This is a genomic window from Providencia sp. UF-224 (assembly GCF_058245955.1).
This window is the reverse complement of the sequence record NZ_JBSICC010000006.1, coordinates 104,190-130,760: the sequence shown is the minus strand read 5'-3', so window position 1 is coordinate 130,760 and position 26,571 is coordinate 104,190. Positions and strand designations below refer to the sequence as shown.

At 43.5% G+C, this 26,571-nt stretch carries 27 protein-coding genes, 1 other RNA gene and 1 pseudogene; 7 read left to right on the top strand and 22 right to left on the bottom strand.

The genetic code is table 11. The annotated features are described in order from the left end of the window. Nucleotides 1–27: 27 nt before the first annotated feature. Nucleotides 28–1,704, bottom strand: a complete 1,677-nt coding sequence (locus AC4IFO_RS08310) for a penicillin-binding protein activator (RefSeq protein WP_490733413.1) — start codon at nucleotides 1,702–1,704, stop codon at nucleotides 28–30. Between the two features lie 61 nt (nucleotides 1,705–1,765). Here AC4IFO_RS08310 and rsmI point away from each other — a divergent pair, with 61 nt between their 5' ends. The 3 genes from rsmI (at nucleotide 1,766) to AC4IFO_RS08295 (ending at nucleotide 4,786) form a co-directional block, all read left to right on the top strand. Then, the gene (rsmI, locus tag AC4IFO_RS08305) at nucleotides 1,766–2,638 is read left to right on the top strand and encodes a 16S rRNA (cytidine(1402)-2'-O)-methyltransferase (RefSeq protein ID WP_490733411.1); all 873 of its coding nucleotides are present in this window, start codon (nucleotides 1,766–1,768) and stop codon (nucleotides 2,636–2,638) included. Nucleotides 2,639–2,731: 93 nt separating this feature from the next. Then, nucleotides 2,732–3,105: RNase P RNA component class A (gene rnpB / locus AC4IFO_RS08300), an RNA gene on the top strand. 610 nt (nucleotides 3,106–3,715) lie between these two features. Continuing rightward, nucleotides 3,716–4,786 (top strand): 4Fe-4S binding protein, encoded by a 1,071-nt coding sequence (locus tag AC4IFO_RS08295; protein ID WP_490733409.1) that lies wholly within the window; start codon nucleotides 3,716–3,718, stop codon nucleotides 4,784–4,786. A 134-nt stretch (nucleotides 4,787–4,920) separates the two neighbouring features. On the opposite strand, the gene dagF is transcribed toward AC4IFO_RS08295, so the two are convergent. The 10 genes from dagF to AC4IFO_RS08245 all read right to left on the bottom strand — a co-directional run bounded on the left by dagF (nucleotide 4,921) and on the right by AC4IFO_RS08245 (nucleotide 14,113). Then, nucleotides 4,921–5,661 carry a 2-dehydro-3-deoxy-phosphogluconate aldolase gene (gene dagF / locus AC4IFO_RS08290; protein ID WP_490733407.1) on the bottom strand — a complete coding sequence of 247 codons (741 nt, stop codon included), beginning with the start codon at nucleotides 5,659–5,661 and terminating at the stop codon, nucleotides 4,921–4,923. Between the two features lies 1 nt (nucleotide 5,662). Continuing rightward, the gene (locus AC4IFO_RS08285) at nucleotides 5,663–6,775 is read right to left on the bottom strand and encodes a DgaE family pyridoxal phosphate-dependent ammonia lyase (protein ID WP_490733405.1); all 1,113 of its coding nucleotides are present in this window, start codon (nucleotides 6,773–6,775) and stop codon (nucleotides 5,663–5,665) included. Continuing rightward, the gene (locus tag AC4IFO_RS08280; RefSeq protein WP_490733403.1) at nucleotides 6,759–7,898 is read right to left on the bottom strand and encodes an amidohydrolase/deacetylase family metallohydrolase; all 1,140 of its coding nucleotides are present in this window, start codon (nucleotides 7,896–7,898) and stop codon (nucleotides 6,759–6,761) included. Before AC4IFO_RS08280 ends, AC4IFO_RS08285 begins: the two co-directional genes overlap by 17 nt. 375 nt (nucleotides 7,899–8,273) lie before the next feature. After that, nucleotides 8,274–8,924, bottom strand: a complete 651-nt coding sequence (locus AC4IFO_RS08275) for a DUF4310 family protein (RefSeq protein WP_219244547.1) — start codon at nucleotides 8,922–8,924, stop codon at nucleotides 8,274–8,276. 2 nt (nucleotides 8,925–8,926) lie between these two features. Beyond that, complete coding sequence (locus AC4IFO_RS08270) at nucleotides 8,927–9,718, bottom strand: DUF4311 domain-containing protein (protein WP_206083579.1); 792 nt, start codon at nucleotides 9,716–9,718, stop codon at nucleotides 8,927–8,929. Nucleotides 9,719–9,744: 26 nt separating this feature from the next. Next, a complete protein-coding gene (locus tag AC4IFO_RS08265; RefSeq protein ID WP_047756106.1) occupies nucleotides 9,745–10,041 on the bottom strand; it encodes a DUF4312 family protein in 297 nt (98 codons plus the stop codon). Then, nucleotides 10,041–10,406, bottom strand: coding sequence for an SFCGS family glycine-rich protein (locus AC4IFO_RS08260; RefSeq protein ID WP_206083580.1), 366 nt, complete (start codon nucleotides 10,404–10,406; stop codon nucleotides 10,041–10,043). The genes AC4IFO_RS08265 and AC4IFO_RS08260 overlap by 1 nt, the downstream gene beginning before the upstream one ends. 31 nt (nucleotides 10,407–10,437) lie before the next feature. After that, complete coding sequence (locus tag AC4IFO_RS08255) at nucleotides 10,438–10,776, bottom strand: transcriptional antiterminator (protein WP_206083581.1); 339 nt, start codon at nucleotides 10,774–10,776, stop codon at nucleotides 10,438–10,440. A gap of 483 nt (nucleotides 10,777–11,259) precedes the next feature. Next, nucleotides 11,260–13,239 (bottom strand): BglG family transcription antiterminator, encoded by a 1,980-nt coding sequence (locus AC4IFO_RS08250; protein WP_490733523.1) that lies wholly within the window; start codon nucleotides 13,237–13,239, stop codon nucleotides 11,260–11,262. 166 nt (nucleotides 13,240–13,405) lie between these two features. Continuing rightward, nucleotides 13,406–14,113 (bottom strand): pirin family protein, encoded by a 708-nt coding sequence (locus tag AC4IFO_RS08245; RefSeq protein ID WP_490733401.1) that lies wholly within the window; start codon nucleotides 14,111–14,113, stop codon nucleotides 13,406–13,408. Between the two features lie 121 nt (nucleotides 14,114–14,234). Between AC4IFO_RS08245 and AC4IFO_RS08240 the strand changes: the two genes are divergently transcribed. Beyond that, nucleotides 14,235–15,128: a LysR family transcriptional regulator gene (locus AC4IFO_RS08240; protein ID WP_219244544.1), complete on the top strand. Its 894-nt coding sequence runs from the start codon at nucleotides 14,235–14,237 to the stop codon at nucleotides 15,126–15,128. Between the two features lie 415 nt (nucleotides 15,129–15,543). Here the strand turns inward: AC4IFO_RS08240 and AC4IFO_RS08235 are convergent, their stop codons facing one another. The 5 genes from AC4IFO_RS08235 to AC4IFO_RS08215 all read right to left on the bottom strand — a co-directional run bounded on the left by AC4IFO_RS08235 (nucleotide 15,544) and on the right by AC4IFO_RS08215 (nucleotide 18,117). Beyond that, entirely contained in the window at nucleotides 15,544–15,939 is a 396-nt protein-coding gene (locus AC4IFO_RS08235) for a DoxX family protein (protein ID WP_225818498.1), read from the bottom strand. Between the two features lie 264 nt (nucleotides 15,940–16,203). Then, nucleotides 16,204–16,503 carry a YqjK-like family protein gene (locus AC4IFO_RS08230; protein ID WP_490733399.1) on the bottom strand — a complete coding sequence of 100 codons (300 nt, stop codon included), beginning with the start codon at nucleotides 16,501–16,503 and terminating at the stop codon, nucleotides 16,204–16,206. Then, nucleotides 16,490–16,897: a phage holin family protein gene (locus tag AC4IFO_RS08225; protein ID WP_490733397.1), complete on the bottom strand. Its 408-nt coding sequence runs from the start codon at nucleotides 16,895–16,897 to the stop codon at nucleotides 16,490–16,492. The genes AC4IFO_RS08230 and AC4IFO_RS08225 overlap by 14 nt, the downstream gene beginning before the upstream one ends. Before the next feature lie 6 nt (nucleotides 16,898–16,903). Next, a complete protein-coding gene (locus AC4IFO_RS08220) occupies nucleotides 16,904–17,209 on the bottom strand; it encodes an ElaB/YgaM/YqjD family protein (protein WP_490733394.1) in 306 nt (101 codons plus the stop codon). Nucleotides 17,210–17,448: 239 nt separating this feature from the next. After that, nucleotides 17,449–18,117 (bottom strand): DedA family protein, encoded by a 669-nt coding sequence (locus AC4IFO_RS08215; protein WP_490733392.1) that lies wholly within the window; start codon nucleotides 18,115–18,117, stop codon nucleotides 17,449–17,451. Between the two features lie 615 nt (nucleotides 18,118–18,732). On the opposite strand from AC4IFO_RS08215, the gene AC4IFO_RS08210 reads away from it, so the two are divergent. Together AC4IFO_RS08210 and sstT are read left to right on the top strand one after the other, a co-directional pair. Continuing rightward, a complete protein-coding gene (locus AC4IFO_RS08210; protein WP_490733390.1) occupies nucleotides 18,733–19,695 on the top strand; it encodes a TerC family protein in 963 nt (320 codons plus the stop codon). A gap of 263 nt (nucleotides 19,696–19,958) precedes the next feature. Then, nucleotides 19,959–21,212: a serine/threonine transporter SstT gene (gene sstT / locus AC4IFO_RS08205; RefSeq protein ID WP_490733388.1), complete on the top strand. Its 1,254-nt coding sequence runs from the start codon at nucleotides 19,959–19,961 to the stop codon at nucleotides 21,210–21,212. A 58-nt stretch (nucleotides 21,213–21,270) separates the two neighbouring features. On the opposite strand, the gene AC4IFO_RS08200 is transcribed toward sstT, so the two are convergent. The 3 genes from AC4IFO_RS08200 to AC4IFO_RS08190 all read right to left on the bottom strand — a co-directional run bounded on the left by AC4IFO_RS08200 (nucleotide 21,271) and on the right by AC4IFO_RS08190 (nucleotide 24,922). Then, nucleotides 21,271–21,831: an LbetaH domain-containing protein gene (locus AC4IFO_RS08200; RefSeq protein ID WP_490733521.1), complete on the bottom strand. Its 561-nt coding sequence runs from the start codon at nucleotides 21,829–21,831 to the stop codon at nucleotides 21,271–21,273. Further along, complete coding sequence (folE2, locus tag AC4IFO_RS08195) at nucleotides 21,821–22,738, bottom strand: GTP cyclohydrolase FolE2 (RefSeq protein WP_490733386.1); 918 nt, start codon at nucleotides 22,736–22,738, stop codon at nucleotides 21,821–21,823. The genes AC4IFO_RS08200 and folE2 overlap by 11 nt, the downstream gene beginning before the upstream one ends. 162 nt (nucleotides 22,739–22,900) lie before the next feature. Further along, nucleotides 22,901–24,922 carry an FAD-dependent oxidoreductase gene (locus AC4IFO_RS08190; RefSeq protein ID WP_490733384.1) on the bottom strand — a complete coding sequence of 674 codons (2,022 nt, stop codon included), beginning with the start codon at nucleotides 24,920–24,922 and terminating at the stop codon, nucleotides 22,901–22,903. A 224-nt stretch (nucleotides 24,923–25,146) separates the two neighbouring features. On the opposite strand from AC4IFO_RS08190, the gene AC4IFO_RS08185 reads away from it, so the two are divergent. Continuing rightward, nucleotides 25,147–25,743, top strand: coding sequence for a GNAT family N-acetyltransferase (locus AC4IFO_RS08185; protein WP_490733519.1), 597 nt, complete (start codon nucleotides 25,147–25,149; stop codon nucleotides 25,741–25,743). 186 nt (nucleotides 25,744–25,929) lie between these two features. On the opposite strand, the gene AC4IFO_RS08180 is transcribed toward AC4IFO_RS08185, so the two are convergent. From AC4IFO_RS08180 to AC4IFO_RS08170, 3 genes and pseudogenes are all read right to left on the bottom strand, one after another. Further along, complete coding sequence (locus AC4IFO_RS08180) at nucleotides 25,930–26,061, bottom strand: hypothetical protein (RefSeq protein WP_490733383.1); 132 nt, start codon at nucleotides 26,059–26,061, stop codon at nucleotides 25,930–25,932. A 4-nt stretch (nucleotides 26,062–26,065) separates the two neighbouring features. Further along, nucleotides 26,066–26,254 (bottom strand): hypothetical protein, encoded by a 189-nt coding sequence (locus AC4IFO_RS08175; protein ID WP_490733382.1) that lies wholly within the window; start codon nucleotides 26,252–26,254, stop codon nucleotides 26,066–26,068. Then, a pseudogene (locus tag AC4IFO_RS08170) lies at nucleotides 26,251–26,457 on the bottom strand (T6SS phospholipase effector Tle1-like catalytic domain-containing protein); the annotation flags it as partial. The gene AC4IFO_RS08175 and the pseudogene AC4IFO_RS08170, both read right to left, overlap by 4 nt. Nucleotides 26,458–26,571: the final 114 nt, after the last annotated feature.

The window sequence follows — 26,571 nt, the reverse complement described above, 5'->3', positions numbered from 1 at the left end:
CATCATCCTGATGGCTTATCTTTAATTTTACTGAGCAGGGACAACTTGCCCTTGTTTAAACTGTAGCCATGGCAATTCACGAAATACCACGCAGTTAGCCTGTGTACTCAATGTTCCCGAGGCGCCGTTGATCCTCACTTGCCCTGCTTGTTGCAGTTTGTCGTAATTATTCGCTAATGACCATGCATCAATCCCCATCGCATATAAACGGAATAATGAATAATCATTGCTCAGTTTTTGTTGCGCTTGCTTACGTAGGTTATTATTTGCACCTGCAAGCAGCGGGATCTCACTGAATTTTACGCCATCCATTTCAAAACGGTAGTCTGCGCCTGAACCTGCTTGGTTGCTGCGAGAGCTCGTGTATAGTGCAGGGCGAGAACGAGAGCTGATTGCCATTTCTATCATTGGTTTAATCAGCGTGAGTTCATCGCGTGTTGCAACGATATAAACAGAATCAATTGCGCCATTCGCACCGTCTAACTGGTTGCCTGTATTAACGGGGGTTCCCGCCATGCGGATCCCAGCACCACGATTAATGGATTCTTTTAAAGAAGGTACTGAACCGAAGGTTTGCATTAATACGGCTCCTCCACCTTTTGACTGCCACCCTTGAGCGAAGGCTTTGGCTACCCTATCCCCAAACGCATTAGCAGGCACTAAAACCAATGGCATTTGTTTGCCTTGTGCTTTCATATACGCCGCCGCATTTTGCGCTTCATCTTCAGGGGAAAGCGAGAAGTAGCAAAGATTTGGACGTGGTTGCAATTGATTGGTATCTAATTCGTTCAATGCCAATACGCTAACGGGAGCACCCATTTGTGCAATAGTTTGCACGTCGTTTTTCAATAATGGGCCGACAACAAGGTTGAAACCTTCGTTCTTCGCTTGTTCGAGTAATTGAGGCATTTGTTTGCCTGTTGTATCAAACACTTTGATGGTTTGGGTGTTAACAGGGGTAGCATCAATGCGTAGGCTGGATGTGACGATATCTGTATCAGTCGATGTGCCACCAGCCGTATTCGCAACTTCTGCGTAAATTTGGTCTAGGACATCGTTGCCACTACTTGGTTGTGGCGCTGTTCTTGCTGGTGTCGCTGCACCTTGGGGGATACCTTTTTGTGCATCCATAAACCCTTGCATGATGGCTTGACCAAACACTTTGCCTTGACCACTCATTGGCAGGAATAAGGCAATTTTCGGGCTGCCACCAACGCGAGGTAGCATCGCTTGGATAAGCTGAGTCGGAGCTAAAGTCGCCCCTGGGTTGCTTGAGTAACGCATTTTCCAGTCATTAAAGCCAGCACGAAGGGCATCAGGGTCATCTTGGTTATTTTGATAAATATCGAGAAGATCAACCCAGCCTTGAAGATTATTTTCCTCTGCGCCAATTCCGTGAATCTGATCTGGCATCAATTGTGTTAACATCTTCCATAATCCATCGATGTTAGCTTGGCGCTCAGCTGCTGTCGTTAATAATGGTTCTTGGTTAATGTAAGCACGAAGTGCTTCCAGAGAAGGTTTGCCTTGAGCCGCATCAATGATAGCTTGGTAGCTGTTGGCATCGGACGTACTTTGCTCAGGTGTTTTTTGGGTGGAAGGGAAATAATCTGAGACAATTTGGCACCCAGAGAGTGCAAATGTGGACAGCATTGCTGTGCAGATTAACCCTTTTTTCAAATGCAAAAAAATTGAAGGACGCATACTGTATCCAATGGTGTATTTTTCAATTGCTTAATTTTAAACCGGCTATTCGGATGAAACAATGAACCAACCTAATCAAGCTGTGGTTATGGCATCCACGCTGTATATCGTCCCAACACCGATTGGGAATATGGGCGACATCACGCAGCGCGCGTTGGATGTTCTTAAACATGTTGACCTAATTGCGGCAGAGGACACTCGGCACTCAGGCATTTTATTGCAAAATTTCGCGATAAATGCACGACTGTTTGCTCTGCATGATCATAATGAACAGCAAAAGGCAGATCAATTAATTAGCAGACTTCATCAAGGTGATAGTATCGCATTAGTCTCAGATGCAGGTACACCTTTAATTAATGATCCGGGTTATCATTTGGTCAATCGTTGCCGTGAAGCTGGTATTCGAGTCGTACCTTTACCCGGAGCTTGCGCGGCAATTACTGCACTATCAGCCGCGGGTTTACCATCAGACCGTTTTTGTTATGAAGGCTTTTTGCCTGCAAAAACAAAAGGTCGGAAAGATGTCTTGCAATCACTTGAACAAGAACCACGCACGCTGATTTTTTATGAATCAACCCACCGTCTACTAGACAGTTTAGCAGATATGGTGGAAGTCTGGGGGCCAGATCGCCATGTTGTTTTAGCCCGTGAAATCACCAAAACATGGGAGTCTATTGAAGGGCGCCCTGTGGGTGAGTTATTGGCTTGGGTGAAAGAAGATGAAAACCGTCATCGCGGGGAAATGGTATTAATTGTTGAGGGTTATAAGAAGCCTGAAGATGATTCAGCGATTTCACCAGATGCTATCCGCACACTTAATTTGCTGCAAAAAGAGCTGCCACCGAAAAAAGCCGCGGCGATCACCGCAGAAATTTACGGCTTAAAGAAAAATATGCTGTATAAATTGATGTTAGATAATCAAGGTGATGAATGATTTTTAAGCAAATAGCGCTATCAAGGGCTTAAGTCGTCAATTGCCTGCCTGAAAGTCTGTACAAGCCGTAGCAAAGTGCCTATAATTCGCCGCGGAGTTGGCCAGACAACCGCTGCTTTATCGTAGTCCCTTCGGGAGACGGGTAGAGGGGAGGAAAGTCCGGGCTCCATAGGGCAGGGTGCCAGATAACGTCTGGGAGGCGCAAGCCTACGACTAGTGCAACAGAGAGCAAACCGCCGATGGCCTGTTTACAGGATCAGGTAAGGGTGAAAGGGTGCGGTAAGAGCGCACCGCGCGACTGGCAACAGTTCGTGGCACGGTAAACTCCACCCGGAGCAAGACCAAATAGGGGTTCATATGGTGCGGCCCGCATTGAACTCGGGTAGGTTGCTGGAGCCAGTGCGCAAGTGCTGGCCTAGATGAATGGTTGTCCACGACAGAACCCGGCTTATCGGCCAACTCCCATTTTTTCGTCATACTTCTTTTTTCGTCATATTTAGCGCTGTCACAGCGTTAGCTTCATTCAGCCACACGGGTCACATACTTTTGTATGCTCCCCGTGATGTCTTCATTTTGCTGCCTTGTTACAGCACTAACTATTTAGAAAAAATCCGAGCTTAAAAGAAAAGTGCGTTTTGAATTTTTCGTCATATTTAGTGCTGTTACGGCGTTAGCTTCATTCAGCAACGCTAGTCACATACTGGTGTATGCTCCTTTTTTTCTTCATACTTCAAGCTGTGCCTGTGTTGGCTTCATTCGTCAACCCTAGTCACATACTGGTGTATGCTCCTTTTTTCTTCATACTTCAAGCTGTGCCTGTGTTAGCTTCATTCGTTAACCCTAGTCACATACTGGTGTATGCTCCTAGGGATTTCCTCATTTTGCCGCCTTGGCACAACTCGAATTATTTAGAAAAAACTGTAATATTTTTCTTTTTCTTTTTCTTTTTTGGTCTGCCTTCATTATTTTGTTGAGTCAAACTATTAACGTCATCAGCCCCTGATGCAAATCAATACGCTCTTTAAATATGTAAATACAATAATGGTATTTAAAATGCATGTTAAAGAGATAGGCTAGATGGCAAAGAAACCTCATATTCGCTACATGCGACGTCCCGGTACAGTGGGCGGTAAGCTCCCTTGGAATGACTGGCGAAATGCCTCGATGTGGCGAAAAATAGTCCAAATTATCCTGTTGGCGATAAACCTTTATATCGGTATTACCTTCTATTACTGGGTACGTTATTTTGAAACTGGGGGCGAAACGCTGTATCTGCCACGCCCGGGAGGGATTGAAGGCTGGCTGCCTATCGCAGGGTTAATGAATGTCAAATACACATTAGAAACAGGAAGCTTTCCGTCGATTCATGGGGCGTCGATGTTTCTGTTAGTGGCGTTTATTCTTATTAGTTTACTGTTGAAAAAATCCTTTTGTTCATGGATGTGCCCAATAGGAACGATATCGGAATATACAGGGAAATTAGGACAGAAGCTGTTTCGTTATCAAATCAATCTCCCTAAATGGCTCGATATTCCCCTACGAGGCCTAAAGTATGTGCTGTTAAGCTTTTTTCTTTATATTGCATTTTCTATGTCAGCACAGATGATCCAATACTTTATGATGTCGCCTTATGGGATCATTATTGACGTCAAAATGTTGGATTTTTTTCGCCATATTAGCGACTTTGCATTGATTAGCGTGGTAGTTTTGGTGGTGCTAAGCTTATTTATTCGTAATGCTTGGTGCCGTTATCTCTGCCCTTATGGCGCGCTGTTGGGGCTATTTTCACTACTTTCACCCGTTAAAATTCGCCGTAATGTAGAAAGTTGCATTGATTGTGGAAAATGTGCGAAAAACTGCCCATCGCGCATTCCGGTGGATAAGCTTATCAAGGTAAGAACGGTAGAGTGCACGGGGTGTATGACCTGTGTGGAGTCTTGCCCTGTTGCGTCTACGCTGGATTTTTCGCTGCAAATACCCACGCAAAAACGCCAATTTCCGTTATCGGGGATTGTCATGGCGGCTTTGACCTTGGCAATCTTATTTATCATGATTGGTATTGCTGCTTTCTTTGGGGTATGGGATAGCCCTGTGCCAGATAATTATTGGTTTCATATTATACCGAATGCACGAAGCATAGGTCATTAATAGAGAATGAAAAAAGCCCCACACATACTGGATGAGTGGGGCATTTGTTGTTTTGGTCATTTTGTCACAATGACTCTGTTTGTAACGTCTCGCTTATATTTATTTTCTGACTGCTTTTTACTGCTTTTAACACATCAATTAACCGCTTGCTTAACCATCTGCAATAATTGACGCACATCTTCTGGGCGCGTATCACCCGTATCTTTATCAATAATAGAACTATAAATATGAGGAATGATTTTCTTCACGCCTGCATCGAGGGCGATTTGCAAAATTTCGGCAAAATTATCTAAATCAATCCCCCCAGTCGGCTCTAAAGAAAAATCAAATTTTGCACAGGCTTTGGCGATGGCTTTATATTCTTCAATATAGGTTAACCCTTTCATATTGAAGAATTTAACAGAATCTGCGCCCATATCTTTTAGCATCATAATTGCAGTTTCAATAGGAACGATGCCATCAGGGGCTTTAGAGCTAAGCGGGCCTGTGGAAATTTTGACCATTCCAATTGTGCCTGTTGGGGAAATCAGCGCATTTACAAACGTTTCATTTTGGCCGAGTAAAGCACGGCTGATTGGTGCTCCTGTAAACACTTGGTTGACGTGTTGCGGTTGAATTTCTTTTGAAATCAAGGAGACCATTGTGGATTGGTTCGGGTCACCTGCACCTAAGCCCACAGATAATGCATTATCGGTTTCTTTGGCATAAATGCGCATATCGGCGATAGCACTGTCTAAGTCAGGGTAGTTTTTCGATAACACACCGACAACAACAAAGGTTTCTGCGGCGGCATAGATATCTTTGGCATTTTGGTGGCTACCTGCCAACACATTTAAACAAACGCGGTCACGGTAAAAATTCGGTGACAATTTCATCTTAAATTCCTTCTACTAACAAACGAATATTCTTTGCAATAACATCAAGTTGTTCAGTACTGACACTGCGGATATCCGCTTCAACTTTCCCTTCGTTGGCTTTATATTCACGGAAGTAAATAGCGGTATCGCCTTGTTTTAAGTCAGCCATAATTTGGTAGGTTGTTTTGCCAATCACTTTCTCATCGAAGCTGATTTCGGTACGGGCGATGTCACGGCCTGCGGCGTCCCAGACGACTTGGGCTGAAATGCCCTTAATGGCATTGAGGTCACTGATAAACTTCGTCATTCGCGTGACCATTTCCGCACCCGTTTCTTTTTGCGCAGTTAAGTATTGTTCGATAGCAAGGGTTAAGCCCAAAATGCCTTCTTTGCCGACTTTCATCGCACGGCCAATACCTTGGCTTTGGCGTTTTACCCACTCAACATACTGTTTTTTACCAACAACTAAGCCACTGGTTGGCCCTTCAATGGCTTTTGCGCCACTGTAAATCACAATATCGCCACCCGCTTGGTAATACGCGGTTAACTCTTCTTCTGCGGCTGCATCAACAATCAATGGCAGCTGGTGGTCATGTGCCACTTTGGCCGCTTGTTCGACGGTTAACATGCTTTTTTGTACAGTATGATGGGATTTGATATACAGAATCGCAGCCGTATTTGGGGTGATTTTTGCGGCTAATTGCGCGGCGCTGCATTCGTTTGCAAAGCCAGCTTCAATCACCTTTCCGCCCCCTAAAGACACCATTGTGTCGACAGGTGCACCAAAGTTGACGTTATGCCCTTTGGGTAAAATAATTTCACGTGGAACAACTTTTTCCGAGGAATGCAGGTTCAGCAATAAATCATCATCGTCCTGCACAATCACACCCGCAACCGCTTGGGCAATACCTGCGGAGGCGCAAGACACCACGACAGCGGCTTCGACGTTCAGCAAATTGGCGATGTATTCACCTGTTTTATTAACTAAGTCTTTAATTTCAAAGTAATTATTAAGCCCGTAAGCAACACGCTCAACAACTTCAGGCGTCGGTGTTGATACGCCGAGTATGGTCATGCGGCCAGATGCGTTGATAACGTGTTTTAACTGATACTTCTCATAAATCGATTGCATGTTCAGATTCGCCTTGTGCATGAATAATATGTTTACCACCAACGATAGCGGCAATAGGTACAAAGCGGTGTGTACCTACACGGTGTTCGCCTTCTGCGTCAGTGAGTTCAGTTTGTTCTTCTTTCAGATCAAACAACGTAATGTCTGCATCGAAACCGGGTCTTAAATACCCTTTAGCTGGGAGCGATAAGAAGCTAGCGGCTTTTTCAGTCACACAACGTAAAATTTGCTCAGCGCTAAAGCCCATGCACAGGAATTTAGTCATCACAAATGCAAGGCTGTAAACGGGGCCATTCACGCGATTACGATGGTAAATATCGGAGCTGATAATGTCTGGGTATGTACCGATGCGCATGGCTTGCTCGGCCACTTTAAAGCTAAAGCTTTCACCGCCATGACCAACATCTAAAATGACGCCTCGTGCCAGTGCCCGGGCAATGGAGGGTTTAAGGTAGCCATCATCGCCTAAAATTTTGTTTGGTTTGCCATTAAAGCAGTGAGTGATGATGTCGCCTCGTGTTAGTAAGTCAGCCACTTCATCAATATCTGGTGGGTTATTGCCGATATGCACCATCAATGGAAGATGGTGTTTTTTCTGCATCTCTTTGGCTTTAACGAGCGGCGCAATGCCATTCTCACCCACAACGCTTTTACTCATACGCGCTTTCATTCCCACCACAAAGCCTTGGTGGCGTTCGATAGCTTCTTGGAAACACGCTTCGTTGATGTTGTTCATATCGGACAATTCATTTTGTGCGATGATGCCAATGCGTGAAATATTCAACAAAGAAAAGACGTTGGTTTTGGACTTTTTGGTTAATTGGTGAAATTTATCAATATCGTCAGCACCGACACTCCCAGCATCAACCAGTGAGGTCACACCGCCCGCAGCGCCTGCTAAATCGGGGTCATCAAAGTAGATAGGTGACTCGGCAAAACAGTGTGCATGAGAATCAATCCATCCCGCGCTGACATAGGTTTTCCCTTTCAGGTCAATGACTTTGTCAGCTTGTTGGTTACAGGCTAACTCAGGACCTGCCGCCTCGATTTTTCCGTCTTTAATCAGAATATCGATAATCGTGCCATCGATACGTTTACCGTGTTTGATGATGAGTGTGTACATAAGTTGCCTTCTTTATTTTCGGTGCTCGTCATACTCGTCATACTTCAAACCGCAGCGTTGTTGGCTGCTCTTGCGCTACCCTAGTCACATACTGGTGTATGCTCATAGGGATATCGTCGTTTGCCGCCTAGCCGCAATTTGAATTATTTAGAGTATGCTTAAATGCGTGTTCTAAATGATGCGAATTGCAGTTTTTAGAGTCCTAATCACATACTGATGTATGTGTTCATTTGCCGCCTAGTCGCAATTTGAATTATTTAGACCATGCTTAAAAGTGTGTTCTAAATGATGCAAACCGCAGTGCTGTTGTATCTGACCCCGTTTTTACGTCATGCTATTTTGTGACCCGGGGCATATGCCCCGGGAAAATACGTGTTAAGCAGCGATAGGGAAGAAATAACCGAATAACATCGCGCCTAAAATTGCCCCACCGGCAACCGGTTTTTGCCAGACGTAAAAGATCAGGGCGCCAATCAGTGAACCTATCCCGATTGGAATGGAAGCGGCCATTGCGGCTAAGATAATTAACGGGCCTAAGAATCGACCTGAAGTATTACCCGCACCCATCATGACGTCAGCACCAAAGGTTGAGTTGGCTTGAGCAATGGTGAACTTACGCGCAAACACAATCAGTAAGCCGATTAGCACGCCAAGGAATAACCCTGTCAGTAATGAAATCCAGAAGTTAGTGACTAATATATCCCAACCTGCTGCGAGGAACAGCGCAGGGACACCTAGGCCAATACCGGTTTGTAGTGCGCCACCGATATCCAAAATCCCCACCAGTGAGCCTTCGATAATTCGAGCGAATAAGAAACTCGCACCGAATGCCGCGACGGCACCATAAACCCCAGTGTCGAGCCCTGCACGTAACATGGCGACAAACGCCACTTCGTTAAATGCGCCGAACCCGTAAACCACGTACATATGGGTACCCGCGAAGATCCCTGCTGATAGCAGCCCAACAAAGATGGGGAATGACCATTCTGCGTACCAAAAATCGTCTTTATTAATTTCAGTTGTCATGATTATTTCCCGCTCAGCAGTCCGTGGACGTATTCAAGCCACAATGGTTTGTCTAGGTTGAAAGAGGTGATCATCTTCAGGTCAAATTCACGGAAGAAGCCACTCAGAACGAACAACAGAACGACAGTGATCATCATGGTGCGTGTGATGCGGTTCCAGCCGTTGTCATCAACGCCTTTACCAATCAAGATACCTAATACTAAACCTGGGATAGCGTTACCCATGATTAACTGAGCACAACCACCGAACAGTGTTGCCCAGAAACCAGAACGACGGCCTGCATCCATTGCCGCTAACCAGAAAATAACTGGCATCACGGTATTTACCAGCAGGTTTGCCGCAGGAACAAGAACGTTAATTGCCGTGGTTTGCAGTGCCGCAGGAACCGCAGATGCGGTAGTATTTAAGAATGCCACTACGAATGCCCCGATGATGGCACAGGCAATCGCCATTTTTTTCGGGTTATGCAGGGTTTCTGCTACGTTACGGTTTTTGGTTAGCAGTGCCGCGGCACCCCAGTTTGGAATGATACGGTGGTCAACGTCTTGGGTGAACGCACCCGCTGCAACAGACGATGCCCATGCGTTAAAGAAGAACCCTAAGCCGAAAGAGAAGTGAGATGCTGGGTCGCCTTCACATGCGTTAAGTTCGCCCAATGTACGAAATGCCCCCATCCCTTGCACGGTTGGTGCGTGGAACATACGTGCCGCGCCTGCGCCTAAACCGAAGCCGCAGAGCCCACCGATAATGAGGGACATGCCCAATATTTCTAAAAAAGATGCAGTTTCACTCATGGAATTAACTCCAGACCTGATTGCTATTATTGTTCTGTAAATGGTATTTCGTTGACAGAAAGTAAGGTAACATCCAGCGAAACGTCGAGTACAACACGGAAATGTTCACGTTTGCGTGGCAAAAAGATGAATAGAAATTTTTCTGTCCGCGAGTGCGAGTGAGCACTAACAACCTCAACATCCTTTGGTTCTATCCGCAGGATGATGTCTGTGCTGTTTTTCAGTACGGTTTTTTGAATCGAATTTAAGGCGTCCGCAATGGCTTTTTGCTTGGTGTCGCCTTGCCCTGTCACCCGTACCGTCGTTTCGATCGATTTTTTCATTAAGCGTTGCCGTATTTTTTATTAAATGCTTTAACTAAGCGCTCGCCTAACTCTTCCTTGTCCATAAAACCGAAACCTAATACATTGCAACCTTCCGCAATGGCGGTTTCTCCCTCTTCGATAGAGCGCATCCCATAACGAGCTTTATAGCCATATTTGGTTTGAGCGGTGATAGCACCTGCGCCGCCACTGCCACAAAATGAAATCCCAAGGTCGGCTTGCTCTGCGTTCATGACATCACCGAGTTTCATATCGGCTGCCACACCCGGTACAACAATCGCTTTACCACCAGCTGCTTCAACGCCTGCAGCAACTTTTTGCCCTTTACCTAAACGGTCTCCGATCACAATAACGATCTGTTTCATATAAATATTCTCCAATCCTACAACTTAAAAATTAATCATTTGAACGAACGACTTCAAAGTGAACAGAAAGCAAATATGTCTCTTCTGGTGCTAAGCCGGGGAGCGTATCGACAACCCGCTGAGCTAATGCAATCGAATGTTGAGAAATCTCATCGAATAGACTGATATCAACCTCCGGTAATGCCTCGCCAGTTTTCGCTCTCGCTACCATGGCACGCAGATGAGACTCCAACATTTGTTGTTGTACATCGGTGGTGTAGCAGTCCTCTTGCTTGAGCCAGTCAGTAATCACTGCCAGCAGTTTTTGTGTGACCTCATCAATATCAAGGTCGTGCTCTAACATTTGAAAAACGACAACTGATTCACTCATAACTATTTAAAATCCAAAGTAATATTGCTAGTTAAACTACTCTGTTCCTTCATGTCTTATACATTAGACGCTTATTGGCAATTTTTGCAGGCAGTGAATTTCCACTTAGAAGTGGAAATAATTTGGAAATTAAATTAAGTGAAATTGGTTTGTTATTTAACCTATTTGGAAGTTAAGTGGAAAAATTGACATGAATCAATCATCGGTAAATGATTGGATTGGTGAGGGGTTTGAATTAATTTTAATAAAATCAATCGAGTATATTTTATGGGTGATAACTGGAAATGGAAAATATAATTGGAAATTAAAGTGGAAATGAAAAATTAGCGTAGGTGACTTCTGACGATTATGGTTTCCACTTAGCCATTTAGCACGTAAAACAAGCGAGTATAAAGGGAAAAAGATTTCGTAGAGTTGTGGTTAGGATCACGTAAAAGGCAGCAACTCCCACTTTTCCACCTTGAAGTGGAAGTTGCATGAGGGCTATAGCACCCTTGCTAAGCTGTCTTTGGCGATCATTTGGAATTCATTGAAGTTTTTTACGCTGACCAGACGTCGGGTGGTTTTTTCCTTCACAAAGGTGACGAATAAGTCGTAAATTGCCATCGCTTCTTCATAGTCAGTTTTACTGATGGCGAGCAGGAAAATGACATAGGCATTCTCTTTGGTTTCTTTATTCCATTCAATGCCTTTGGGGGCAACAACCGTAGCAACAACTGTCTTGTTTGCCAATAAACCTAACGAATGGGGGAGGGCGATACCTTCACCCAATAGGGTGGAAACAATGGACTCGCGCTCTTGCAAAGACGGGTAAAATTCAGGCGTGACGTAGCCTTCTTGCTGTAATTTATGGCAAACGGTTTGGAATAGCTCTTCTTGGCTGATTTTTTCGTTAATCACCATAAAAAATCGCTCGTCAAAAAAGCGTTCGATAATGTAAGGGCGAGTTTGATCCACCATCGCGAGCCGCCCAACTTGTTCTAACTGGTAAGGTGTTGGGAAGGGCGCAATTTTGATAACCGGTTTATTTTTCTCAGAAATTCGTACCGTTGTGATCACAAAATCCTCACTCACTTCACTCAGCGATTCATATTCTTGCAAGGTGAGCCCGCGGCTAAATTTCAATTGTGGAAATTCGCGCATAATTTTGGACTCAACCACACGGAACGTTGAGTTCCCCGCATCGGTAACAACCAGCACCTCAGTTTGGCGTACTGAGCCAGCACCATAGTTACGCTCAAGGCTCACACCAATATGAACCGCAAGGTAGCCCAGTTCATCTTCACTGATGGGGTGAGGAAGTAATTGCTTACTCGCACTGGTTAACGCACTGAGCGTGACATCATAGGCGAACGGATAGTATTGTTTTATATCCGATAATAGTGGGTTTGGCGTGGAAATATGGTACTGCAAGCGGGTGATCAATGCAGCAAGATGCGTGTTGAGATCTTTTTTGAGTTTTTCATCATTTCGTAAGTCATAATTATATAACTCATTAATATAGTTCAATATATGCTCTGAAAGCGCATTGTGACTGCCACTTTTTTGTGTGGAAGAGTCTTGGTGGCTAATGCGCTGAGCAATAATTTGATCATGCAAGTAACTCAGTTCTGCATTAGAAAGGTCATTGCCTAAAAAGTAAATTAGCCCTTTTGAGATTTCATCACAAGCTTTGCGGATCACCTCTTCCGTTTCATCATTTTTGACGGAAGTGGTGAGTTCATGGCCTCGAGTGATGCGTAAAATGGTCACAGCACAGTTAAAAACGAGGTAGAGATGCCCTTCATTACTGATACGAATATCAAAGCGATTCATACTGTTATGAAGCACTTTATCAATATAGGTCAAATCCAAATTATCTAAGCTATCTGGGTGGAAGGTGGTTAAATCAGGGGTGATTTGCTCTGAATAACGGCGCCATAAGGTTTCCGTCATACAAGCGCGAATTGCCCATTCACTGCCATTGAGGCGAATGCCTTGGTGGGGAATACTTTCCAGTGCGATTTGGTATTTTTGCAGTTGTTCCCTGACTGCGCCCATATCTTGTTGCAGGGTACCGCGGCTCACAAACCACTCTTCTGCGATGTCATCAAGCTTGACCGGCAGGGATAACATTAATAATTTCAATAGCAACGCATCAATACGCTCTTTGCTGGTGCGGGGGATGGCGCTGTCTTCTTCGCTGCGTTGTGTAAAAGTAGCAAACAGGGTTTCATCTTCAACTTTTAAACGATAGCCTCGCCCTCGTTCATACACGATGTGCGCGTGATATTCTTCAATCAACTCATTGATTTCATTGATATCAGAACGGATTGTCCGCGTTGAAACGGAAAAACGCTTGGCAAGTTCATCTTGAGGAACGACCTCATTGAGAATTTGGGCAAAAATTTGGTTGTGCCGTTGTTGAGTGAATAGCGCCACGAAAACACCTTTAAAATCAAAACGAAAAAAGCCATTGAGCAAAAAATGGTTAAATCTTTCACTCACTAATGGCTGGACTCTATCACAGGCTTGTCAATATATAGGATATGTAAATGATTAAATTTGCGAATCGGTTCGCAAATTTTCCCTCGTACTCGATAAAATACGAGGGATTTTGATTTTAGGCGGTAGAAAATTGGCAGTAAACTTAGTTTTGTTCGCCGAGGTCAATCAATAAACCGCGAAAATCTTTATTAGCGGTAATTTCAAACTCGTCTTCGTTTTGCAAAAAGACCCCATCATTACAGCTCATGGTTAACGTTTCACCGTGTTTATTACGCAAAGTCGCGCCGCCATGTATTGACTGCAAAAAGGCATTTCGGCCTTTTATAGACATCGTTGATGATGACTTTGGCGCTAAGTGAATTTGGTTTATCCAAATTTGTTGACGTAGCTGAATGCTGTTTTTTTCGCCATCTGGCGATGCCACAAGGCAATTTTCATCTTCAGAAATTGTCACTTTTTGCAACGGTAATGACTCTTGCTGTGGGCAAGCATTTAGCCAGAGCTGCAAACGTGTTAATGGCGTTTGTGGGCAGACATTTTGCTCGCTATAACTCAAGTCTGGGCGAGGTGAAAAGCGTACGCAATCACCTTCATTTGCATCAACGGTATTCCCTAAACTATCGCGGTATTGTGCATGTCCTTTTAGGACGATATTTAAGATATCGACATGGGGATACATTCTTGGCTGTAATGAGTTTTGCGGCGCTATAACCTCTTGATTCAGCACTCTTAGTGTTTTGAATCCCATAAAATCAGGGTCAAAATAGTGGCCGAAAGAAAAAGCATAGCGAGCTTGTAGCCAACCATAGTCTGCTTTTCCGCAATGGTTAACGGGTCTCAATGTCATCATAATGGTTAACCCTCATCCAAATAATAAGTTAATAATCTATTGTTATAATAAATAGCTGGACGTTGAATTGTTAGCCAGTTAATCTGTTTCCCTTGTTCAAATTTCCTGAAAGAGATACATCATGAGTAAAGAGAGAGCATTAACGCTTGAATCATTAAGGGTGATGGATGCAATCGACCGACGTGGCAGTTTTGCAGCGGCAGCAGAGGAGTTAGGTCGAGTGCCATCCGCGCTAAGCTATACCATGCAAAAGTTAGAAGAAGAGCTCGATGTAATTTTGTTTGACCGTTCAGGACATAGAACCAAATTTACCAATGTCGGTAGAATGTTGTTGGATAGAGGCCGTATTTTACTCGAGGCGGCGGATAAGCTGACGTCAGATGCGGAAGCGCTTGCTAAAGGTTGGGAAACACATTTAACGATTATTTGTGAGGCATTGGTACCCGCACAGTCATTATTTCCGCTGGTGGAACGTTTGGCTGAAAAGTCAGAAACGCAGCTATCATTGATTACGGAAGTGCTGGCAGGGGCATGGGAGCGCCTCGAAAGTGGTAAGGCGGACATTGTGATTGCACCCGATATGCATTTTCGTTCGTCATCAGAGATTAACTCAAAACCGTTATACACCATTAACCATATTTATGTAGCAAGCCCTGATCATCCGATTCACCAAGAACCAGAGCCACTTTCTGATGCAACACGAGTGAAATACCGTGGGATAGCGGTTGCGGATACTGCCCGTGAACGCCCGGTGATCACCGTACAGTTGCTGGATAAGCAGCAGCGTTTAACGGTATCAAGTATCGAAGATAAGCGTAATGCACTGTTGGCAGGGCTTGGCGTGGCGACGATGCCGTATCCGCTGGTGGAGCAAGATATTCGTGAAGGGCGTTTGAAAGTTGTTGGCGCGGAATTTAGCCATGAGACGACGATTATTATGGCGTGGCGGAGGGATAGTATGGGGGAGGCGAAGTCGTGGTGTTTGCGTGAGATCCCCAAATTATTTCGTTCATAACGTCGTCATACTTCGCACTGTAGCTTTGTTGGCATCGTTCCCTAACCCTAGTCACATACTCAAGTATGCCCCTAGGGATTAGCAAGCTTGCCGCCTTGCTACAGCACGAATTATTTAGACGTTAATAGCAGTTTTAGAACCCCATTATTGCCGACAATTCAAACTATTTAGAGTCTACGAGTGCAGTTAACTAGCTATGATTCAAAAAAGTAAAACAATCTCAGCCTGATATTTAGACTTGGCTCATAAACTAAAAGAATAAATAAGGCTTTCCTACATGATTTTTACCTATATTTCCCCTTTAACAGGTTCAAAACCTTTATTTTAGGCAAAAAAATACCTCCCGAGGGAGGTATAAGTTGGACAAACAAATGAAGACAAATCAGAAATCAATAAGGGTGATATGAAACGCGTATTACCATTTTTTGCCGAGTAAATGATCGATACTAAATTTACCTGGGCCTGTGACCGCTAACAGTAAGAAACCGCCTGCGATAGTAAAGTTTTTCATAAACATTAAGCTGTTTGGTGCCACACTAAAATCAATGTGGAACAGCAATGCGGTTAATACAGTGAAACCTGCTGTGAACAAGGCAACGGTGCGCGTTAAGAAACCAAACAGAACCGCTAATCCGCCACCTAATTCTAATAAAATCGTTAAAGGCAATAAGAAGCCGGGAACACCCATGGCTTGCATATATTGTTGTGTACCTGCATAGGCATCACCGAGTTTTCCATATCCAGCGACAATAAATAGGATTGGCATCATGATACGGGCCAATAATATCGCACCACTTTCTAAATTTTTCATCGAGATTCTCCAGACTAATAAGTCATTAAATGTAAGTTAATTGCGATATATGTCGCTTTATAAAGTTATTTTTAGCACAAATTGGCTAGAAATCATTTGATGGGCTTATAGTATCGATTTACTTTTTCAATAAAAAGCAAAGGTTATTCACAAAGATAGACAAAAAAATTGAATGAACTTATTTTGGGAATAAAAATTAGAAAGATATATTATTTATCTTTTTGAATAATAAGGATTATTATTATTATTATTTGGGGAAAATGGCTATTTTTTGCTGGTTTGAATTGCGCTTTGAATTGAACGAACTAAGCCCCAAATGGTGATGGCTTTTTGGCCTAACTGTAGAATTTTTTGTGGTTTGCGAAGGGAGTAAACAGAGAGCAAGCCAGTGGCTGCAATGACTAAAGGGCGAAATGTCATGATCGTTTGCCAAGCACGGTCATAAGGTGCAGTGGTGTGTAGCCAATCAGAGGACGTTTCCGTCAACTCTTGACGCTGACGCTCAATTCTTCTGACTAAACGTTGTTTTCTAGCTGCCAGTAACTGTTGCTTATTTTTGCTCATCATCCTTTCTCGCTAATGCGTTGGCATCTTGAGCCAGTTGCTCACGTGTTGCCCCCAGTAAGGTTGATTGTTTTGCCTTTTTTAGCGCCCAAATAGCAAAAACAATAGCAAGCAGGATTAACGCGCCAGTTGTCATCGCCAATGCTTGGTAGCGGTAAATAGGATCAACAGACCAAAAGATTAAGCCGATCAGGCACATCAAACCAAATGCGGTGAATAGTAGCGCTAAACCTGCCAATAAAAGAAGTTGAATCAGGTTGAGCTTTTCTTCTTCTAATTCAACGGCAATTAACTCTAGGCGAGTTTGCACCATACCTACGGAAATATTGGCTATACGTCGTAAGGTTTCAAGGACCCCTTTACCGGGGCCCTGACGTTGCTGATTTGGTTCCATAAGCAATTAACGTTTAGCGAGCAACACGCCAAGAACAACGCCCACTGCTGCGCCAATACCGACGCCTGTCCATGGGTTTTCTTTTACGTAGTTATCTGCGCGTCCCGCAATTTCCTTAGTTTGCTCGGTGATCCTTTCGGTGGTTTGGCCGAGTTTTGCGCGAGATGACCGCAATGCTTCTTGTGCTTTTGATTTTAAACTTTCGATCTCTTCTTTCGATTTTTCGCCGGTATCACTAAGCATCGTTTCCAGAGAATCAGCTAAAGCGCGTAGTTCCGCACGTAGTTCGTCTGATGAATGATTCGATGACATATACAACCTCCTATCAATAGAAAAAGCGCATTCGTTGTATTAACAATAGCGATTTTTGTACTAAGTGCAATCAAATATTCAGCGTGATTATGAGTTATTAACAAAAAATGACAAACAGAGTGTGCTAAGAAATCGTCGTTTAATCAGCGAATTAATGCTGTTTTTAGCGAAGGAGAAATGGAAAAGTAAAAATGAGTAAAAACGAAAATGCGGGAAGCAAAGTGCTCCCGCAAATTGAATTAGTTTACTTTTTTGCCTGACAGTTTTTTCTTTACCACAACAGCAATGCTGCCAACTAAACCGATAACTAACAGACAAACAGGGATTAACATCAGTACATTCATAATGCGATGTTCGTATTGCTGGAAAATTGGGCTTTTGCCAAAACCGTAACCAATCGAGGTTAAAATCAACACCCACAGCAAACCACTTAGCCAGTTAAACACTTGGAAGCGGCCATTTTTCAAGCCAGCCAAACCTGCGATAGTCGGGAGTAGCGTTCTTACGAAGGCGAGAAAACGGCCAATCAGCAGCGCAGCAAGACCATGACGATGGAATAAACCATGGGCCCGTTGGTGATAATGTTCGGGGAGATGTGCGAGCCAGCCTTTGACTATCTTTGTATTTCCTAACCAACGGCCTTGTATGTAGCCCACCCAGCAGCCTAAGCTTGCACCAGCGGTTAAAATAACGATGGTAAGAGGGTAACTCAAGGTGCCTTTCGCAATCAGGACGCCCACTAAAATCAATAAGCTATCGCCCGGTAGAAACGCTGCGGGTAAAACCCCATTTTCGAGAAACAGGATAGCAAACAGCATAAGGTAGATAGCCCACATCAATGATGGGTTAGAGAGTGTGACATAATCTTGGTGCCAAAGGGCAAAAAAAAGTTCTTTAACTAATTCCATTAATGTTTCCTAAACGGCAATAACAGCAACAAACTTGTTGTTGGGCAGGGAGAAATGGATTAAGTGAATGCCTAAGTGAAAGCGTTGTTTCCTCAGGCTGTTAGTGTAAATCACGCTCACTTTAACAAAACCGAAAATAACTAAACAGCAAATTTTAAGCATATTTTTAGAATTCATTTAAGTTGAGCGCTATTTTTACAATTAATCACCCTAATTGTAACAAAGCAAAATGGCTAAAAACCCACTTTAGTAGAGGATTTTAACTATAAACTGCAAAAGTTTGCCGTTAATGTATCTTTTCACACAAAAAAATCGGGTTAAATCTAATATAGCTAATTATTGCATTTTAAGATTATTTACCGTATATTTTGCGCATAGCAAAGGGGAGTAACTTCTTCTTGTCGGTTTATCGTCATTACGGTGTACACATTACACCCGGTAGCCGAGCACCACATTACCTGTCCTCGGGTTAATTGTGTTGTAAGTGAGACCTTGCCAGAAGGCGAGGTTTGCTCATAATTTACAACCAATAGATAACTCCTTGAGGTTAAAGAATTTTAAGCGGCTGATGTCTTCTGGATATCAGCCGTTTTTTGTTTTTTAAGGGATAGGAAAATGCATTCAGTCGGTAACCCTGTTTTATGGGGCAGTTTTGCAGTTATTATTTTAATCATGTTGCTTATCGATTTGTTTTGGCAGGGCAAACACAAAGGCCAAGCCATGTCGATGAAGCAAGCTGCGGCTTGGAGCATCGTGTGGGTCACACTTTCGCTTATTTTTGCTGCGGGTTTTTGGTGGTACCTCAATGACAACGTAGGCCGTGAGTTCGCCGATAGCCAAACAATGGCGTTTTTAACGGGTTACCTGTTAGAAAAAGCCTTGGCAGTGGATAACGTCTTCGTATGGTTAATGCTATTTAGCTATTTTGCGATCCCTGCAAGTTTACAGCGCCGTGTTTTAGTCTATGGTGTGCTGGGTGCTATCGTATTAAGAACTATCATGATTTTCGCGGGCAGCTGGTTGGTCACGCAGTTTAGTTGGATTTTATATGTCTTCGGCCTATTTTTACTGTTTACGGGGCTTAAAATGGCTTTTGCCAAAGAAGATGATTCGCCAATTAATGATAAACCGTTAGTGAAGTGGGTGCGTTCACATCTTCGCATGACCGATGAGCTACACGGTGAAAAATTCTTTATTAAACGTAATGGTGTGCTGTTTGCAACGCCGCTTATTTTAGTGCTGATCTTAGTTGAAATCAGTGACGTGATATTTGCGGTGGATAGTATCCCTGCTATTTTTGCCGTGACGACTGACCCGTTTATTGTTTTAACGTCTAACTTGTTTGCTATTTTAGGGTTACGTGCGATGTATTTCTTGCTGTCAGGCGTCGCAGAGAAGTTCTCAATGTTAAAATATGGCTTAGCGGTCATTTTAAGCTTTATTGGTATAAAAATGCTGCTTATTGATATCTACCATATTCCAACGCCGATATCGTTGGGAACGATTGCCGCAATATTAGTGGTGACATTAATCATTAATACAATTGTTAACAAACACAACGAAGCAAAAAGCAAATAATACCCTTCAAAATTTAAATCCCTTACCGATAAGGTAGGGGTTTTTTGTTTTAACTCTCTGAAAAATCACAATCATTCTCCCTTATGCCATTCTACTATAAGAAACAAAACTCTATTGCGATCACAGTTATGTAAAATATTTGTTAAGTAAAATCAATCATTGTGTATATTTTGAATAATAGCCTTTCCACAAGGTATTTATTCCTTATACTGGCTCTGCAAACACATTTAATTCCTAATAAAGATAAATAATATAGGTCTACTATGGATACAAATAAAACAGGGTTATGGCGAGTGATCACTCACGGTAGCTTGGTCAAGCAGATACTGGTTGGCTTAGTTGCAGGGATTTTATTGGCATGGTTATGGCCATCGGCCGCAAAAAACGTGGGGTTGTTAGGCCATTTATTCGTGAGTGCGTTAAAAGCGGTTGCACCAGTCTTGGTATGGGTATTGGTCATGTCGTCCATTGCTAACCATCGCCAAGGGCAAAAAACCAGTATTAAACCAATTTTGGTTCTCTATATCTTAGGCACATTCTTCGCGGCATTAGTGGCGGTTGTTGCATCATTTATGTTTCCATCGACACTTGCTTTGGCAGGTAGCGAGACAGAAATGAACCCTCCAGGTAACATTGTCGAAGTTCTCAGTGGTTTATTAAATAACGTATTTACTAACCCCGTTGATGCACTGATTAACGGTAACTACATCGGTATTTTAGCGTGGGCATTAGGGCTGGGTATCGCATTTCGCCATGCGAGTGATACCACAAAAACACTGCTACTGGATTTCTCCAATGGTGTAACCCAATTAGTTAGAGTCATTATTCGCTTAGCACCGTTGGGTATTTTTGGTTTAGTTGCCTCAACGATTGCCACAACAGGCTTTGAAGCCCTACAAGGCTACTTCCATGTATTAGCTGTATTATTAGGTTGTATGGTGATTGTGGCATTGGTTGTTAACCCATTAATCGTTTATTCAAAATTAAAGCGCAACCCATACCCATTAGTGTTTGCGTGTTTACGTGAAAGTGGCGTTACGGCGTTCTTTACCCGTAGTTCTGCGGCGAATATTCCTGTAAATATGGCAATGTGCCGCCGTATGAACTTGCATGAAGACACTTACTCTGTTTCTATCCCATTAGGTGCAGCTATTAACATGGCTGGGGCGGCAGTCACCATTACGGTTCTAACGCTAGCGGCTGTTCACACGAAAGGCATTCCAGTGGATATCCCTACTGCATTACTGTTAAGTGTGGTGGCTTCAGTGTGTGCGTGTGGTGCATCTGGTGTGGCCGGTGGTTCATTATTATTAATTCCATTAGCGTGTAATATGTTTGGTATTCCGAATGATGTTGCAATGCAAGTGGTTGCGGTCGGCGTGATGATTGGTGTACTGCAAGATTCAGCGGAAACCGCAGTGAACTCCTCTACTGACGTCTTATTTACTGCCGCAGTTTGCTTGGCAGAAGATGAAAAACTCGCAAATTCAGAGACTCAGCTCTCCCATAATGATTAATAGTTTTATGTGATAAACGAGAAGGCAGAATAGATATTCTGCCTTTTTTGTTTTTGAATTAAAATTCATTACGTAAGCGGCGATAGCCTTCAACCAACTGAATATTGGTTGCCGCGACTTCCTCCGAAAATTGCAATGAAGCACGGTCGACTTGCCTGAAATCCGATAAATCACTGTGCCCGTTAACATGCACACAAGAGGGAATATAGCGAGCAGGGGGAAGCGTTAGGCCATCAACCACGGCGTTGTAGCGGATCACACAGTTTTCGCCAATTACACAATTAAATAAAACGCTATTGAAGCCAATAAAAACACGTTGTGCAATCTCGCAAGGCCCGTGGACAATGGCACGATGAGCGATAGATGTATGTGATCCGATATGAACACCTGCACCACTTTTGGAGTGGATCACAACACCATCTTGAATATTTGAGTGAGAACCTATCACTATGGGTGACATATCTCCGTCCTCATTCAGTTCATCTGCACGGATCACCGCGTAAGGCCCCACATACACGTAATCTTCAATAATGACTTTGCCACAAATAATCGCGGTTGGGTCAATGTAAGCCTTTTCAGAAACAACGGGTACATGGCCTGATGGGTTTTTACGCAGCATGGTCACCTCGTTTCCAGTTGGTGCGTGCAGCGGCATTGTGTGCATGCAGACTTTCTTGATGGTCTATTTCAACGGTCACTTCGTCAAATTGGCATTGATGACTAAACGCATTGATTAACCTTCTTGCCGCATCTTCACAGAACATTAAATTTTGCCCATTAGTGATGGCAAATGCTTGTTCATCACTGCGTTTCACCACAGTTTGAACAGGAGTGAGAAGGATGTTTTCGATGCGGTTTATCAATTCAATAACGGGCAGTTCTTTCTCCTCGGCGTTTAAGGTTACAGTAACCCACGCCCAGCTTCTTTGGCTATGGGGTGTTGCAGGCAAGCCTTGCTTAACCAACCAATCAAGAACTTGAGCTTGCGATAATAGGGGCGCTTGGTTATCAAAATCCAGTGCAAATTGCTGTTGCATTACTTGGGCACAAAGCGCGGTTGAACTGGGGCAGGTAGAAGAATAAGGGACGCCAACCTTTAACAGGATAGTGAATGAATTTTTAAAATTAACTTCTATTTCAATAGGGTAAGACTTCCAACCAAACTGATTAGAAACTAAAGAGCGGCGAGATAGCAAGATATCACCATAAATACGAAGATAAGCTTTAGAGGACGTTTGAATATGAGAAGACAACGCCTGCTCTAACGTTTGCCTTAGCAAATCACGGGTTAATTCACTTTGGGTAAGTGCATCTAGGGATTGGTAAAGACGAGACATATGAATGCCTTTTTGCCCTTGGAAATTAATCCCAATATCGACATTTGCATTAACGGGTCGGCCTGCTAACTCGATGGGTAAGGCAATCCCTGTCATACCCACCCAATCAAGCCCTATTTGGCTGTGAGTATCACTTTGTAGTTGTGCATCTGCGAGTGGGGTAGTGAGTGTTTCGGTAGTCAATGACATAGAGCCTCAGTAATATAGAATGCAAAAGTCATGTTATAACATAACAATCAATATCGTTAAAGCGAGGCAAATAAATAAATAGTAATGGGTCATTGGGAGAGGTATTTAATTTTCCCTCTTGCTCAATACATTCAACCAAGAGGGAAAAGGAGAGAGGGAGAATTAAAGCTGATAAGCGATTTTCATGCCTTGCTCGATAGCCCTACGCGCATCCAATTCAGCGGCCACATCGGCTCCGCCAATGACATGGGCATCAATTCCATGTTCAGCGAGCTGAATTTTTAATGGGCGATAAGGCTCTTGCCCTGCGCATAACACCACATTATCGACAGGCAAACACTGCGTTTTATCTTGATAACGAATATGCAAACCCTCATCGTCAACACGCATGTATTCCACGCCATTGAGCATCTTCACACCGCGTTTCATTAATGACAAACGGTGAACCCAACCCGTTGTTTTACCAAGGCCAGCACCGACCTTGCTGTTTTTTCGCTGTAATAAATAGAGCTGGCGAGCCGACCCCACAGCATTTTTATGCTCTGGGTAAATTCCCCCTTTTGAATGAATTGTGGGGTCAATATTCCACTCTTGATTAAACAGCGAAGTATCCAAACTGCTACTTTTGCCTTCTTGCGTTAGCAACTCTGCCACGTCAAAACCAATGCCCCCAGCGCCAATTATGGCGACATTTTTGCCAACCGCTTGCTGGTGGGTGATCACGTCAATATAAGAAACCACTTTATGGTGATCGGCACCTTCCAGCTGAATTTTACGTGGGGTGACACCAGTGGCAATAATCACTTCGTCAAACCCTGAAAGACTTTGCGCGTCTGCTTGTTGTTCGAGGCGAACATCCACGTTCAATAGCTGTAATTGGCGACAAAAGTAGCGAATGGTTTCATGGAATTCTTCTTTTCCGGGAATTTGTTTCGCTAAATTAAATTGCCCGCCAATTTGGTTCGACTTTTCGAATAACGTGACTTTATGGCCGCGCTTAGCTGCATAAATAGCGCATGAAAGCCCTGCAGGGCCCGCGCCCACAATGGCGACGGATTTACTTTTAGCGGCTTTTTCATTGGGGTAATCCATTTCCCTAACCGCTTGTGGGTTAACAAGGCAACTAGCGAGCTTCCCGCTAAAAATTAAATCAAGGCAAGCTTGATTACAGCCGATACAGGTGTTTATTTCGTCCGCACGGTTTTCGGCGGCTTTACGTACAAAAGCTTCATCCGCAAGGAATGGGCGAGCCATCGACACCATATCCGCTTGCCCATTGGCAAGAATTTGCTCAGCAACAAAAGGGTCATTGATACGGTTAGTGGTAATTAATGGAATATTCACCTTGCCCATTAATTTTTGGGTGACCCAACTAAATGCGTGGCGAGGGACTTGGGTTGCGATGGTCGGTATGCGGGCTTCATGCCAACCAATGCCTGTGTTGATCATACACGCGCCAGCTTTTTCAATTTCGTTAGCGAGGTATTCTATTTCTTCCCACGTTGAACCGTCTTCGACCAAATCCAACATCGACAACCGATACACAATAATAAAGTTAGCGCCAACGGCTTCACGAATGCGCCGTACAATTTCAATAGGAAAGCGAATACGATTTGTGTAGCTGCCGCCCCATTCATCAGTTCTATGGTTTGTACGCTTAGCAATAAATTGGTTAATTAAATACCCTTCAGAGCCCATGACTTCGACGCCATCATAACCAGCTTGTTGCGCTAATTTTGCGGTATTCACGAAATCATCAATGGTTTTTTGTACTTCATCCGCGGATAGTGCTTTAGGTGCAAATGGAATAATTTCAGCCTGAATAGCACTTGGAGCTACTAATAATGGATGTAATCCATATCGGCCTGCATGTAATATTTGTAGGGCGATTTTGCCATCTGCTTGGTGCACAGCATCGGTAATTGTACGGTGAAATGGTAGCTGATTTAAGTTATTCAATACCGCTCCGTGGGCGGTTAACGCACCTTCAGGGTTAGGCGCGATACCCCCTGTAATAATTAGACTGACGCCATTTTCAGCACGTAAACGATAAAAATGGGCAAGCCGTTCGCTCCCTTCAGGGTGTTCTTCGAGCCCAGTATGCATTGAGCCCATTAATATCCGGTTTTTAAGTACCGTATGCCCCAAATCAAGGGGGGTAAAAAGGTGTGGAAAATTGCTCATATGATGCTCCCATTCGGGATTTATTTAACAGGTCAGATGAGTTAACTGTAGCGTAATGAGTCTGTAAATTGGTAAAGATGTTAAAATTTTGTGATTTTTATCATATGTTTTAGGTTAAATTGCTAAGACAACGCAGTTAAGTGACACCATTTTATTTTTATGTCATATAAAAAGATTAAAAAAGTAGAGACACATCGCAAAAAGAGCCACATAGGGAAACCATGATGAAAGAGATTTGCCAAGCTATTACCTTAGAAGGTGAATGTGTTCGCCTTGAGCCTTTATCTCACCAATATGATGCAGAACTTGCGGCGATTATCCGCCGTGATGGGCTGCATAATTTATGGTATGCCTTAGTTCCCGATCCGGATAATTTCCCCCAAGACGTTGAAAGCCGACTTGTACGTTTTGCACAAAAAGAGTGTTTGCCATTTGTGGTTATCGACAAACGCACGGGGAAACCTGTTGGTATCACGTCATATAATAAAGTGGATAATGCGGTGCAACGGGTTGAACTGGGCGCAACATGGTACGGTGTTGAGGTTCAACGCACCGCGATTAATACAGAGGCTAAATACTTATTGTTAAAGCATGCCTTTGAAGAGTTAGGGTGCGTGGCGGTGGAGTTTCGCACACACTTTTTAAACCATCAGAGCCGTAAAGCCATTGAGCGTCTAGGCGCAAAACTGGATGGTGTTTTGCGTAGTCATATGAGAACTAAAACAGGCGAGCTACGTGATAGCTGCGTTTACAGCATCATTGCGTCTGAATGGCCTGCGATTAAGCACCATTTAGAATGGCAGATGGTAAAACCACGTTAAGATGCGTGGGGACATTCAGAGCCTACTTTAAGAGCGAATGTCGACCCATTGAATGATCTTTATTTTGTGAAAATCCGTCACACTTTGAGGGGGCGGATTTTTTATTTTTCAGTGGTGCATGATAGCAATAACATGGGGGCGACCTGTGCTTAACGAGGCAAAAAGATTTTTTCAGGCAGCACAAAATTACGCAGGGTTAGCAGCGCAAGGGGGCCTTCCCCCATTTCGGTGCGCAGCATAAAGGGCAGGGTATTGCCCTGTAAAAACAGTTCCACCATAAGGCCTTAACGTATCATCGACACGAGTAACGTTTTTCATTGCATTACCCCACCTTTAAAAGTTTATCGGGTTCAACCGATTGACAAAGGGCATCAATAATCCCTTGTGAATAGTTATATTCGATTTGGGCTTGTGTGATTTTAAACACCTCACTGGCATCTTTTGTGGGCTGAAGTAATTCAGCTGCATTATCAACAAATGGAATGGGAAGGCCTGTGGCGATATCAATCACTTCATACTCCAATGAAAGCAACCCAACGGTGCCGCTGATACCCCCCAGTATGCCTTTGATGTCTTTTTGTTTAACGATATATATGGCGCCCCTACAAGGGTGGCAATACCAATCAGTTGCCCTGCGAATGCAATTGGGGAAAGGAATTTATTGGTTTCATTACCCACATAAATCATTCGATAGCGGAAATACCCCGCCCAAGGCTCACGGGTACTCGTTTTTTTTGCGTCTTCTACGTATGTCGATTGGGGAGAATATAGATCAGTTTATTTAATCAGTTATGATATGCGAATAATATGTGGTGATTTATTTTGGAT